Origin of the sequence: Enterobacter cloacae complex sp. IR53030 (genome assembly GCF_049238365.1) — a bacterium.
Lineage (GTDB): Bacteria > Pseudomonadota > Gammaproteobacteria > Enterobacterales > Enterobacteriaceae > Enterobacter > Enterobacter kobei.
Map to the genome: position 1 here is coordinate 132,739 of NZ_JBMKHA010000010.1, position 12,615 is coordinate 145,353.

Genomic DNA, 12,615 nt, shown 5'->3' on the forward strand with positions numbered 1-12,615 from the left:
GGCTGGATGTACGACCGAGTACGCGGGGCGCTGTGCCCCGGCCTGATTCTGAAATACTTATCGTTTTATTACGCGCGCAGTTTGACGTCGATGGCGTCCTGCGCGCGGGTGCTGCGTTGGGAATCATGGCTGTGCTGACGGCCTGATACATCCAGAACTTCCTGGTTATTCACCAGCTCACCGAGGGTGATGTTGTTCAGGAAGCCGGTCAGACGGTCGCTCAGATCGCGCCACAGCGCGTGGGTCAGGCACTTATCGCCGCCCTGGCAGCCGCCTTTACCCTGGCAACGGGTCGCGTCGACGGATTCGTCAACTGCGCTAATCACTTCACCCACTGCAATACTGCCCGCGTCTTTACCCAGCAGATAACCGCCGCCCGGGCCACGAACGCTGGAAACCAGTCCATTTTTACGCAGTCTGGAGAACAGCTGTTCCAGATAGGAGAGGGAGATCCCTTGTCGTTCAGAAATATCAGCCAACGGAACCGGGCCCGCTTCGGAGTTGAGCGCAACGTCCAGCATCGCGGTCACGGCATAACGCCCTTTAGATGTCAGTCTCATGTCTTACTTAACCTCAAACTCGCCCCTGCCCGGGGTTTTTTATTGTAAAATGGGGGTATTGCATAGCAGGGCCAAGTCTGACATTCCTGACTAAAATGGTCAACTATTTACTTGACTGTTTTAGTCAGGTATTTAACCTTCTGTGCCGTATCCTTTTGCCCGGCGGCGCTGCGCTTGCACGGGCTACGGGTTTTGTAGGTCGGGTAAGCGAAGCGCCACCCGGCGAACAGACGACACTACTCTTTATTCTTCTGCTCAATCGACGCCAGAATGCCGCGCAGGATGTTTAGCTCCTGGCTTTCCGGGCGGGCGCGGGTGAACAGACGGCGCAGCTTGTTCATCACCTGGCCTGGATGGCCTTCACGAATAAAGCCGGTCGAAAGCAGCGTCTGCTCCAGGTGACCATAGAAACGCTCCAGGTCATCCACCAGCGGGTAGGCCGTCTCTTCTTTAGGCTCTACCTCTTTCTCCTGCGTCGCCAGCCACGCCATACGCACTTCGTAGGCGATCACCTGCACTGCCATCGCCAGGTTCAGCGAGCTGTATTCCGGGTTGGCGGCAATCGCCACATGGTAGTGGCATTTCTGCAGTTCGTCGTTGGTCAGGCCAACACGCTCACGGCCAAACACCAGCGCAACCGGCGCCTGTTCTGCCTCAGAGACACTCTTCAGACCGCATTCGCGCGGGTCCAGCATCGGCCACGGCAATGTGCGGGAGCGAGCGCTGGTGCCGACTACCAGGCTGCAGCCTGCCAGCGCTTCGTCGAGGGTATCGACGATCTGCGCGTTGCCAATCACGTCGCTGGCTCCGGCGGCCAGGGCGATGGCCTGTGAGTCTGGTTTCACCAGCGGGTTAACCAGCCACAGGTTCGTTAAGCCCATGGTTTTCATAGCGCGGGCAACGGAGCCCATGTTGCCGGTGTGCGATGTTTCGACCAGCACGATTCGAATGTTTTGCAGCATAATTTTTAGTGTCTGAATTCAGCGTCTGAAGAATATTCGGGCATATTATCATAAACGAGAGACATAATCCGATCCCGCTGCTATACTCTGCGCCGATTTTCCTGTTCTTTAACATCCAGTGAGAGAGACCGATGCATCCGATGCTGACCATCGCCGTGCGCGCAGCGCGCAAGGCGGGTAATGTAATTGCCAAACACTACGAAACGCCAGACTCCGTAGAAACCAGCCAGAAAGGCAGCAATGATTTCGTGACGAATGTCGATAAAGCCGCAGAAGCGATTATTATCGAAACGATCCGCAAATCTTACCCGCAGCACACCATCATCACCGAAGAAAGCGGTGAACATGAAGGTACCGATCAGGATGTTCAATGGGTTATCGATCCACTGGATGGCACCACCAACTTCGTCAAACGCCTGCCACACTTCTCTGTGTCTATCGCCGTACGCATCAAAGGCCGTACTGAAGTCGCTGTTGTCTACGATCCAATGCGTAACGAACTGTTCACCGCTACCCGCGGTCAGGGCGCACAGCTGAACGGCTACCGTCTGCGCTGCAGCAACGCTCGCGATCTGGACGGCACCATCCTGGCGACCGGTTTCCCGTTCAAGGCGAAACAGCACGCAACCACCTACATGAATATCCTGGGCAAACTGTTCACCGAATGCGCGGACTTCCGTCGCACCGGTTCTGCTGCGCTGGATCTGGCTTACGTGGCGACCGGCCGCGTTGACGGATACTTCGAGCTGTCTCTGAAGCCATGGGATTTTGCCGCGGGCGAGCTGATCGCACGTGAAGCAGGTGCCATAGTGTGTGATTTCACCGGCGGCCATAACTATATGTCTACCGGCAACATCGTTGCCGGTAACCCACGTGTCGTTAAAGCCATGCTGGCAAACATGCGTGATGAACTGAGCGACGCGCTGAAGCGTTAATCGAGCGTATTATGCCCGGTGGCGCTACGCTTACCGGGCCTACAAAATCCCTCAGGTACGTCAGAAAGGCCGCAATCCCCTTCCCACCGGCACCGCGCTCATCCACATCGTCACCGCCGCCACCAGCAGAATCACCCCGCCCGCCAGCGCGAACGTTGTCCATCCGACCTGTCGCCACAGCACCGGCGTTTTATTGCCGCTGAGTTTAACCGCCAGCTGACGGAAGCTGTGCACCAGCAACGCCAGCGAAGAAATCGTCAGTGACGTTCCAGCCGCCATCGCCAGCGCAGAAAGCATTCCCCAGCCAAACACGCCAATCACCTTGCTGAACAACAACACCATGATTGCCCCCGAGCACGGGCGCATCCCCATTGAGAGCACAATCATCAGCCGCGCACGCCAGTCATCACCGTTCTGTAGCTGTTCCTGCGTCGGCAGATGCTGATGTCCGCAGCCACAGTTTTCATCGTGAACGTGATGCGGCGTAAAAGTCCTGAATTGCGGTTTTTGCAGCAGCGCGCGCAGTTTTTTCAGCGCTCGCCAGCAGAGGATCAGCCCCAGCACGCCCACCAGCGCATAGCTCCCCTTTTCCAGCCAGAAGCTACTCATGTGCAGCTGCCGGGCTGGAAGCTGAAGAAGTGAAAGCACTACGACAACCAGCCCAATCGCCACGCCCCCCTGAAGCAGCGAGGAGGCCAGCGTAAGACCCATGCTCGATTTCAGCTTTGACGGATGGGTCGCAAGCCAGGTGGTGATAACGATTTTGCCATGCCCAGGCCCCAGCGCATGCAGCACCCCGTAGATAAAGCTGAACGCCAGCAGGGAACCGCCCGCTTTCTTTGGGTTCTCCGCCACCGCTTTCAGTAAACCACTCATCTGCTGGTTCACCTCGCGCTGCCAGATGATGCTTTTCATCATCACCTGCGGCCAGGCCTGCCACAGCCAGAGCGAACCGCCAATAGCTAACAGTATAAAAAGCGCAAGCGGCCAAAGATGAAGCCAGCGGCGAGATTTGCGGGACGGAGAAGCGATCACTGACATTGTAACGTCACCTCCTGCGCGAACTGTTTACCCAACTCCATGTCCTCCGGTGGCGCATCTTCTTTATCAAGAGAGACGGCAAAGTTCAGCGTCTCTTCGCTGGGATTCGGGGTGTGAACCGCCATTTTGCAGGTTTTCTGCAACGAGGCCGGAAGCTGTACATCGCTCTCGTCGGCGTAGTGCATGTCGACGTAGTAGGTTGGGTCAAAAGTGGAAAAAGTATATTTTTGCCCTGCCAGCGGCTGCGGGTGCGCCAGCGGAAGGACGAACGTCAGCACCGCCTGATGCCCGTCGCGTGACATACCATACTCCGTGGGTCGGTTAAGAAACTTCACCTTCTGGCCGTTATGCCAGAACTCGGTGAAGTAGTGCTGACCCAGCACGTTAGCCATCACTTCCGCCGCCAGCTTTTTCCAGATTTCATCGCCGGGCTTCGCATTTCCCGCATCATAAAGCAGGTCAGCCGAGGTGATTTCATCCATCGTCCAGCGCATCTTCAGGCCACTTAACTGCGTGCCGTCGGTGACCAGTTCGGTTTTCAGGCTGATAAAACTGTGAGGGTGCGCGCTGGTGGTGAAGGAGATAACCGCCAAAAATAACGCCATCGCACTGTGTTTAACTGTCTGCATCAATTCCTCACGTCAAAAATTCTGTGATGTTCTCCAGCAATCCTGAGTGAAAGGCCTGCCGGTGCGCTTTTCAGCCCCCATCCTTTAGCTATTCTTATCAAACATTCACACTGGATACCCGACAGATGACGACGCTTGAAATTCCATCTGTGCTTTCCAGTTCGCAGCGCCGTTGCCAGGTGCTTTTAATGCTTTACCTGCCCGATGCTGCCGTCACCGCACAGAGCATAATCGCAGCCAACGGCGTGGACGACGTCCTGGCACGGCAAGATATAGCCGAGACGCGCGATGAAATCCAGCGCTATCACCGGCTGGATATCGTCACGCACCACGACGGCAGCTACCGGATTGAAGGCACTGCCCTGAACCAGCGTTTATGCCTGCTGCACTGGCTGCGCAGGGCGCTCCGCCTTTGCCCGCAGTTTGTCTCGCACCAGTTTACGCCAGCGTTAAAAACCGCGCTTAAACAACACGGCATCGCGCGGCCACTTTACGACGATGCTAACCTGCGGGCGTTAATCAACTTCTGCTCGCGCAAGCTGCAGCGGCAGTTTGAGTGTCGCGACATCCAGTTCTTACAGCTCTACTTACAGTATTGCCTTATCCAGCACCACCTGGGGAATACGCCACAATTTTCCCATGCCCAGCGCAGCTGGACGCAGTCGCGGGGAGAGTATTTTACGGCGCAGGAGATCGTCCGTCACTGGAAGCGGCGCGTTCCTCAGGGCGCGCATGTGGATGAGCAGTTGTTTCTGGCGCTGCTGTTTATGATGCTCCGCACGCCCGATCCGGTGCTGGATAAGCACCAGCAGGATGAGCGTTTGCGTCGCGCCATCGTGCGCATGGTGGCCCGTTTTCGCTCGCAGACCGGGATGAACTTCAGCGACGAGCAAGGGCTGACCGATCAGCTGTATATCCATCTGTCTCAGGCGCTGGACCGTTCCCTGTTTGAAATTGGCATCGACAACAGCCTGCCAGAGGAGATCCATCGTCTCTATCCCCGGCTGTTACGCACCACGAAAGAGGCGCTGTTTGAGCTGGAAGCGGAGTTTGGCCTGCGTTTTTCCGATGAAGAGATGAGCCTGGTCGCGGTGATTTTCGGCGCCTGGCTGATGCAGGAGTCCGATCTCCATGAAAAGCAGGTGGTGCTGTTGACCGGGGAAGATAAATCCTGTGAGGAGCTGATTGAACAGCAGCTGCGCGAGTTGACGCTGCTGCCGCTCAATATTCGCTATCTGACGTTGCAGGCTTTTCAGAAAGAGGGCGCGCCGCGCGAAGCCGCGCTGGTGGTCACCCCCTATCCTGTTGCCCTTCCGCTGTTCTCGCCGCCGTTGATCCACGCGGTTGAATCACTGAATGCGCAGCAGCAAGAGCATATTCGCGCGATGCTGGAGTCGTAGTTACGCGCGTGCGGCCACTTTTGGTCGAACAAACATCGCCGGTAGCGCCACCAGCGCCATTACCCAGAAGACGCCGTGCCCGAGGTGTTGATACAGGAAACCGGCAAAGACCGTCATCACCGCAATACTGCCGCCCATTGCTACCGCGGAATAGACCGACTGCAGACGAATCACATCCCCGCCCTCACGCGCAGCGATATAGCGCATCGCCGCCAGGTGACATACGGTGAAGGTGCCGCAGTGCAGAATTTGCGCCACGATCAGCCATGGCAGATCCGTCGTCCAGCCCATAATACCCCAGCGTGCCACGCCGCAAATCGCCGAAAGCAGCAGCAGATCGCGCGCGCCAAAACGGCGGAACAGCTTTTTGCTCAGGGCGAAAATAATGACTTCGGCCACCACGCCCAGCGACCAGAGATAACCAACCGCAGAGGCAGAGTAGCCCGCCCCCTGCCAGTAGATAGCGCTGAAGCCATAGTACGCCGCATGCGCCCCCTGAAGCAGACAGACGCACGCCAGAAAGCGCCAGCTCTGTGCGACCAGGCTCCGCCAGGCTGGCCAGCCCGCGCTCTCCTGATGGCGACTTTCTCCCTGCGGCATCACGGATGGACGTAACAGCATTCCCAGCAGCATCGACGCTATCCCGATGCTCAGCAGAGCCAGAATCGCACGGTAGTCGTAAAGGCTGACCAGTTTCCCCACCAGCGCGGAACCGATAACAAAAGCAATAGAGCCCCACAGGCGCACGCGGCCATAGTCCATGGTGATCTGCTTTTGCCAGGTGTTCGCCAGCGCATCCGTCAGAGGAACCAGCGGAGAGAAGAACAGGTTAAAGCCGACCATCACCACCATCAGCCAGGCAAACTGATGGCTTACCCAGAAGCAGGCGACAAAGACCAGGGTGAGCAGCGCGAGAATGCGTACAGCCTTGATCAGCAGAGAGGGATCGCTGACGCGCGGGGCAATCAGCAGGCTGCCAAGAAAACGCGCCACCAGTCCGGCCCCCAGCAGAACGCCGATGGTCTCTGGAGTCAGGCCGATTCCCTTGAGCCAGACGCTCCAGAATGGCAGAAAAATACCGTAGCTAAAGAAATAGGTGAAATAGCTGAGCGCCAGCCAGCGCGTGGAATGCAAGACCATGAATCCCTCCCGAAATGGAGGCCATAGTCTGGCGAGAATAGAAAAATTAAGCAAGTAGATAGCCTGCTATAAATTAACGAAAAATTAACATATCGTGCAGTCGTCAGGCTTATGGCAGGGAATGAAAATGTGTATTACGTTTAAATTACTCCACTTGCAGAGGTTTTCTGCCATGAACTCACTACGTTATCTCGATTTTGGTCAGTCACGCCATCTGTTGTTGTTGATTGCCCGTATCGCGCTTGTCGTCCTGTTTATTATCTTTGGTTATCCGAAACTGACGGGGTTTAGCGGCACCGTACAATATATGACCTCGCTGGGGACACCGATGCCCATGCTGGCGGCCATTATTGCGGTGGTGATGGAAGTGCCAGCCGCCATCCTGATCGTACTGGGCTTTTTCACCCGCCCTCTTGCCGTGCTGTTTGTGTTCTACACGCTGGGCACGGCGGTGATTGGTCACCATTACTGGAATATGACCGGTGACGCGGTCGTACCGAATATGATTAATTTCTACAAGAATGTCAGTATTGCGGGCGCATTTATATTGCTGGCGATTGTAGGTCCAGGCGCAATATCCCTTGACCGCCGTTAAGCCATAAAAAAAGGCCGCACGCGCGGCCTTTTAACGTTCTGCTGAGCAGAGGAATTATGCGTATACCGGGAAGCGTGCGCAGATATCCAGAACTTTACCTTTGACGCGCTCGATAACCGCTTCGTCATTGATGTTGTCCAGAACGTCACACATCCAGCCAGCCAGCTCTTTCACTTCCGCTTCTTTAAAGCCGCGACGCGTCACAGCCGGAGAACCGATACGGATACCGGACGTCACGAACGGGCTCTTCGGATCGTTTGGCACGCTGTTTTTGTTCACGGTGATGTTAGCGCGGCCCAGGGCAGCGTCAGCTTCTTTACCGGTCAGGTTCTTATCAACCAGATCCAGCAGGAACAGGTGGTTTTCAGTACCGCCAGAAACCACTTTGTAGCCACGGTTCAGGAACACTTCCACCATCGCTTTGGCGTTCTTAGCAACCTGCTGCTGATAAACCTTGAACTCTGGCTCCATCGCTTCTTTCAGCGCTACCGCTTTTGCCGCGATAACGTGCATTAGCGGGCCGCCCTGCGCGCTTGGGAACACGGCAGAGTTCAGTTTTTTGTACAGCTCTTCGTCACCGCCTTTCGCCAGGATCAGGCCACCGCGTGGACCCGCCAGGGTTTTATGGGTAGTGGTGGTCACAACGTGAGCGTGCGGAACCGGGTTCGGGTAAACGCCGGCGGCAATCAGACCCGCTACGTGCGCCATGTCGACGAACAGGTAAGCACCGATGCTGTCTGCGATTTCACGCATTTTTGCCCAGTCAACGATACCGGAGTAAGCAGAGAAGCCACCGATGATCATCTTCGGTTTATGCTCTTTAGCCTGCTTCGCCATGTCTTCGTAGTCAATTTTACCGGACTCATCGATACCGTAAGGGATGATGTTGTACAGTTTGCCGGAGAAGTTCACCGGGGAGCCGTGAGTCAGGTGGCCGCCCTGCGCCAGGTTCATACCCAGCACCGTATCGCCCGGCTGCAGCAGCGCGGTGTAAACGGCGAAGTTAGCCTGAGAGCCGGAGTGCGGCTGCACGTTCGCGTAGTCAGCGCCAAAGAGTTCTTTCGCACGGTCGATTGCCAGCTGCTCAACGATATCAACGTACTCGCAACCGCCGTAGTAGCGCTTGCCTGGATAACCTTCAGCGTATTTGTTGGTCAGCTGAGAACCCTGTGCCTGCATGACGCGCGGGCTGGTGTAGTTTTCGGAGGCGATCAGTTCGATGTGCTCTTCCTGACGTACTTTTTCCTGCTCCATAGCCTGCCACAGTTCGGCATCATAATCGGCAATGTTCATTTCACGCTTTAACATCCGCATCTCCTGACTCAGCTAACAAGTAAATTTTGGCCTGAAAAGGCAGTCCTGTTGGACGACGGGCAACAGTATAACTGAATAGTTGTGTGATAACAGGTCTTGACAAACGATTTTACGCAAACGTTTTCCTTCACGCCACGCAAGGGTTTGAGGAATAAAGCGCTCCCCTGTTTCAACGGATTTCTTTTCAGGTTTGTGATGCATATTTTTCATCTTGCAAAGAACCATTTACAACGCAGGGGTATTTTTTATAAGATGCATTTAAAATACATCATTAAAGTCACATAAAAAGGACGCGCTCATGCTCGACGCTCAAACCATCGCTACCGTTAAAGCCACCATCCCCCTGCTGGTGGAAACCGGTCCTAAACTCACCGCCCATTTTTACGATCGCATGTTCACGCATAACCCAGAGTTGAAAGAGATTTTCAACATGAGTAACCAGCGTAATGGCGATCAGCGTGAAGCCCTGTTCAACGCCATCGCGGCCTACGCCAGCAACATTGAAAACCTGGCGGCATTACTGCCTGCGGTGGAAAAAATCGCGCAGAAGCACACCAGCTTCCAGATCAAACCCGAGCAGTACAGTATTGTGGGCGGCCACCTGCTGGCAACGCTGGACGAAATGTTCAGCCCGGGCCAGGAGGTACTTGACGCCTGGGGTAAAGCCTACGGCGTGCTGGCAAACGTCTTCATCAACCGTGAAGCGCAGATCTACAGTGAAAACGCCAGCAAGAACGGCGGCTGGGAAGGCACGCGCGCCTTCCGCATCGTTGAGAAAACACCGCGCAGCGCATTGATCACCAGTTTTGAATTTGAACCGGTGGATGGTCAGCCGGTAGCGGATTATCAGCCAGGCCAATATCTCGGCGTGTGGCTGAAGCCTGAAGGTTTTCCGCATCAGGAGATCCGCCAGTATTCCCTGACCCGCAAACCCGACGGCAAAGGCTATCGCATTGCGGTGAAACGCGAGGACGGCGGCCAGGTTTCCAGCTGGCTGCATAACGAAGCCAGCGTGGGTGACGTCGTTCACCTGGCCGCACCGGCGGGTGACTTCTTCATGGCGGTAGACGCTACTACCCCGGTAACGCTGATCTCGGCTGGTGTCGGCCAAACGCCAATGCTGGCGATGCTGGATACGCTGGCGAAAGCAAACCACAGCGCACAGGTCAACTGGTTCCATGCCGCAGAGAACGGCGAGGTGCATGCCTTTGCGGACGAAGTGAAAACGCTGGGCGCGACGCTGCCCCGCTTCACCGCGCATACCTGGTATCGCTTGCCAACGGAAGCAGACCGCGCAGCTGCACGTTTTGACAGCGAAGGGTTGATGAATTTAAGCCAGCATGAAGGGGCGTTCAGCGCGCCGGATATGCAGTTCTACGTCTGCGGACCGGTGGCGTTTATGCAATATGCCGCGAAGCAGCTGGTGGCGCTGGGTGTGAATAAAGACAACATTCATTACGAATGTTTTGGCCCGCATAAAGTGCTGTAATGCAAAAAGCCCCTCGAACGAGGGGCTTTTTTTTCGCCGGGTGGCGGCTACGCCTTACCCGGCCTACAAAACCGTTGGCATCATTAAATCGCGGCGTCGTCTTCTTCGCCGGTACGGATACGGATTACGCGCGCCACGTCAAAGACGAAGATTTTACCGTCGCCAATTTTGCCCGTCTGCGCCGTGCGGATGATGGTATCCACGCAGGTATCGACGATGTCATCGCTGACCACGATTTCAATTTTCACTTTCGGCAGAAAGTCGACCATGTACTCTGCGCCACGATAAAGCTCGGTGTGGCCTTTCTGACGACCAAAACCTTTCACTTCCGTCACGGTCATCCCGGTGATGCCGACTTCCGCCAGCGCTTCACGCACATCATCCAGTTTGAAAGGTTTAATAATCGCATCAATCTTTTTCATGGTGGGTCCTTAAACGCTTGCCTGTAAGCTGCCTCGTAATCGATTGCTCACAGTACCATACGGCATTACTCTTTAAAATCGTTTGCTTCCAGCTCGTGGCGTGAGAGCAGCTTGTAAAACTCGGTGCGGTTGCGTCCGGCCATTCGCGCTGCGTGGGTCACGTTGCCTTTGGTGATCTGCAGCAGCTTGCGCAGATAGTTCAGCTCGAACTGGTTACGCGCTTCGGCGAACGTCGGCAAGGCCGTGTTTTCCCCTTCCAGCGCTTGCTCCACCAGCGCATCGCTGATAACGGGCGATGACGTCAACGCCACACACTGCTCAATCACGTTTACCAGCTGGCGAACGTTACCCGGCCAGCTGGCCGCCATCAGCCGTTTCATCGCATCGGTGGAAAACGCGCGGACAAACGGTTTATGGCGATCGGCCGCCTGACGCAACAGGTGATTCGCCAGCAGCGGAATATCTTCAGCACGCTCCGCCAGTGCCGGGATTTTGAGATTCACCACGTTCAGACGGTAGTAGAGGTCTTCACGAAACTCGTTGCGCGCCATCACTTTTGGTAAGTCGCGGTGGGTGGCGGAAATAATTCGTACGTTAATATCAATATCGCGGTTGCTGCCCAGCGGGCGCACTTTACGCTCCTGAAGCACGCGCAGCAGTTTGACCTGTAGCGGCGCAGGCATGTCACCAATCTCGTCGAGGAACAGCGTGCCACCTTCCGCGGCCTGGAACAGCCCTTCCCGGCTGCTTACCGCGCCGGTGAAGGCGCCACGGGCATGACCAAACAGTTCGGACTCAAGCAATTGTTCCGGAAGCGCGCCGCAGTTAATGGCAATAAAGGCATTTTTGCTGCGCGGGCTGGCGTTGTGGATCGCCTGCGCCAGGATCTCTTTCCCGGTTCCGCTCTGGCCGTTAATCAGCACGCTGACGTCGGACTGGGCGACCATCCGCGCCTGCTCAAGCAGACGTAGCATGATCGGGCTGCGGGTTACAATGGATTCACGCCACGCGTCGTCGCCAGAGGGTGCCGCGTGCTCCAGCGCGCTGTCGATGGCTTTGTAGAGTGCGTCTTTATCTACCGGCTTGGTGAGGAAGCTGAATACGCCCTGCTGGGTTGCGGCGACGGCATCCGGAATTGACCCGTGTGCCGTCAGGATAATCACCGGCATGCCCGGCTGCTGCTTCTGGATCTCCGCGAACAGCTGCAGACCGTCCATTTCGTCCATCCGCAGATCGCTGATGACCAGATCAATTTTCTCGCGGCTAAGGACTTTCAGCCCTTCCTGTCCGCTTTCCGCAGTCACTACGCTGTAGCCTTCACTCACCAGACGCATCCCCAGCAGCTTTAACAGCCCGGGGTCGTCATCCACCAGTAAGAGATGGGCAGGTTTACGGCTCGTCATGCTTCACATCCTCTTGTTTCTGCGTGTCGCTGTCCGGTGCTGCGGATGCGCTACCAGGCTGATATTTGCGCGACGAGAGCTGTCTTTCGATATCGGTCAGGTTTTCCAGCTTGCGCGTCGTGGTATCCAGCTGAGTGCGTAAATGCTGTTGCTGTTGACGCAGCGTATCAAGTTCGCTGTCGGTGGACTGCTGGAGCTTGCTGTAGCGAGAGCGCTCTTCAGACAGCTGAAGCTGTAAGGTCTGACCATCCCGCCAGAGCTGGTATACCGGTCGTACCTGTACCGGGAGCGCGATCGTAAAGGTATCCAGCCGGGTCACATTAGCCCGACGTTCGACGGGGGTGATTTTCGCATCGGCCAGTAGAATTCCACGCTTGAAAGCGTCCTGCCAGGTGTCGTCATCCAGCATCGCCGCTTTCGAACGGGCATCCACCGGCGCAAGACGCTGGGCACAATCTATTCCGCGCAGCCAGAACAGCGGATTATTTTCGACATCATGCCCTGACAAATTCCAGATATCGTCACAGCGGGTAGAGAGGAAATCCGCCAGCTGGTTATCCGGCCATTTATCTTCTTGTTTACCGCTTATCGCACTTTGTGGCGCATGGGAAACGCACCCTGCCAGAAATAAACAGGGTAAACCCAGGCGAAATGTGTTGCTGGAAAACACCGCGCGTACGGCGCGGAAAAAGACGTGTGACATACTCACCAGACTTAGATTCATT

13 protein-coding genes are annotated in these 12,615 nt (G+C 55.9%); 4 read left to right on the top strand and 9 right to left on the bottom strand.

Annotated elements, in window-relative coordinates:
• Positions 1-68 precede the first annotated feature (68 nt).
• A complete protein-coding gene (iscR, locus tag ACOTXR_RS12540) occupies positions 69-560 on the bottom strand; it encodes a Fe-S cluster assembly transcriptional regulator IscR (RefSeq protein WP_008502158.1) in 492 nt (163 codons plus the stop codon).
• A 236-nt stretch (positions 561-796) separates the two neighbouring features.
• Positions 797-1,522 (bottom strand): tRNA (cytosine(32)/uridine(32)-2'-O)-methyltransferase TrmJ, encoded by a 726-nt coding sequence (gene trmJ / locus ACOTXR_RS12545; RefSeq protein WP_008502159.1) that lies wholly within the window; start codon positions 1,520-1,522, stop codon positions 797-799.
• 131 nt (positions 1,523-1,653) lie between these two features.
• On the opposite strand from trmJ, the gene suhB reads away from it, so the two are divergent.
• Positions 1,654-2,457 (top strand): inositol-1-monophosphatase, encoded by an 804-nt coding sequence (gene suhB, locus ACOTXR_RS12550; protein ID WP_003860668.1) that lies wholly within the window; start codon positions 1,654-1,656, stop codon positions 2,455-2,457.
• Between the two features lie 60 nt (positions 2,458-2,517).
• On the opposite strand, the gene ACOTXR_RS12555 is transcribed toward suhB, so the two are convergent.
• Both ACOTXR_RS12555 and ACOTXR_RS12560 read right to left on the bottom strand, forming a co-directional pair.
• On the bottom strand, positions 2,518-3,498 hold the full coding sequence (locus ACOTXR_RS12555; protein WP_058691202.1) for a nickel/cobalt transporter: 981 nt from the start codon (positions 3,496-3,498) through the stop codon (positions 2,518-2,520).
• Positions 3,489-4,127, bottom strand: a complete 639-nt coding sequence (locus ACOTXR_RS12560) for a DUF1007 family protein (protein WP_058691201.1) — start codon at positions 4,125-4,127, stop codon at positions 3,489-3,491. The genes ACOTXR_RS12555 and ACOTXR_RS12560 overlap by 10 nt, the downstream gene beginning before the upstream one ends.
• Positions 4,128-4,252: 125 nt before the next feature.
• On the opposite strand from ACOTXR_RS12560, the gene csiE reads away from it, so the two are divergent.
• Complete coding sequence (gene csiE / locus ACOTXR_RS12565; protein WP_058691200.1) at positions 4,253-5,527, top strand: stationary phase inducible protein CsiE; 1,275 nt, start codon at positions 4,253-4,255, stop codon at positions 5,525-5,527.
• Here csiE and ACOTXR_RS12570 read toward each other — a convergent pair whose 3' ends face one another.
• Positions 5,528-6,667, bottom strand: a complete 1,140-nt coding sequence (locus tag ACOTXR_RS12570) for a 3-phenylpropionate MFS transporter (protein WP_023338677.1) — start codon at positions 6,665-6,667, stop codon at positions 5,528-5,530.
• A gap of 172 nt (positions 6,668-6,839) precedes the next feature.
• Here ACOTXR_RS12570 and ACOTXR_RS12575 point away from each other — a divergent pair, with 172 nt between their 5' ends.
• On the top strand, positions 6,840-7,262 hold the full coding sequence (locus ACOTXR_RS12575; RefSeq protein WP_014884830.1) for a DoxX family protein: 423 nt from the start codon (positions 6,840-6,842) through the stop codon (positions 7,260-7,262).
• Between the two features lie 54 nt (positions 7,263-7,316).
• Here ACOTXR_RS12575 and glyA read toward each other — a convergent pair whose 3' ends face one another.
• Positions 7,317-8,570 carry a serine hydroxymethyltransferase gene (gene glyA, locus ACOTXR_RS12580; RefSeq protein ID WP_008502165.1) on the bottom strand — a complete coding sequence of 418 codons (1,254 nt, stop codon included), beginning with the start codon at positions 8,568-8,570 and terminating at the stop codon, positions 7,317-7,319.
• Between the two features lie 304 nt (positions 8,571-8,874).
• Between glyA and hmpA the strand changes: the two genes are divergently transcribed.
• Entirely contained in the window at positions 8,875-10,065 is a 1,191-nt protein-coding gene (gene hmpA / locus ACOTXR_RS12585; protein WP_058691199.1) for an NO-inducible flavohemoprotein, read from the top strand.
• Between the two features lie 83 nt (positions 10,066-10,148).
• Here the strand turns inward: hmpA and glnB are convergent, their stop codons facing one another.
• From glnB to qseG, 3 genes are all read right to left on the bottom strand, one after another.
• Complete coding sequence (gene glnB / locus ACOTXR_RS12590; RefSeq protein WP_003860685.1) at positions 10,149-10,487, bottom strand: nitrogen regulatory protein P-II; 339 nt, start codon at positions 10,485-10,487, stop codon at positions 10,149-10,151.
• Positions 10,488-10,552: 65 nt separating this feature from the next.
• The gene (glrR, locus tag ACOTXR_RS12595; protein ID WP_014884832.1) at positions 10,553-11,890 is read right to left on the bottom strand and encodes a two-component system response regulator GlrR; all 1,338 of its coding nucleotides are present in this window, start codon (positions 11,888-11,890) and stop codon (positions 10,553-10,555) included.
• Positions 11,877-12,614 (bottom strand): two-component system QseEF-associated lipoprotein QseG, encoded by a 738-nt coding sequence (gene qseG, locus ACOTXR_RS12600; protein ID WP_023337635.1) that lies wholly within the window; start codon positions 12,612-12,614, stop codon positions 11,877-11,879. The genes glrR and qseG overlap by 14 nt, the downstream gene beginning before the upstream one ends.
• Between the last annotated feature and the right edge of the window lies 1 nt (position 12,615).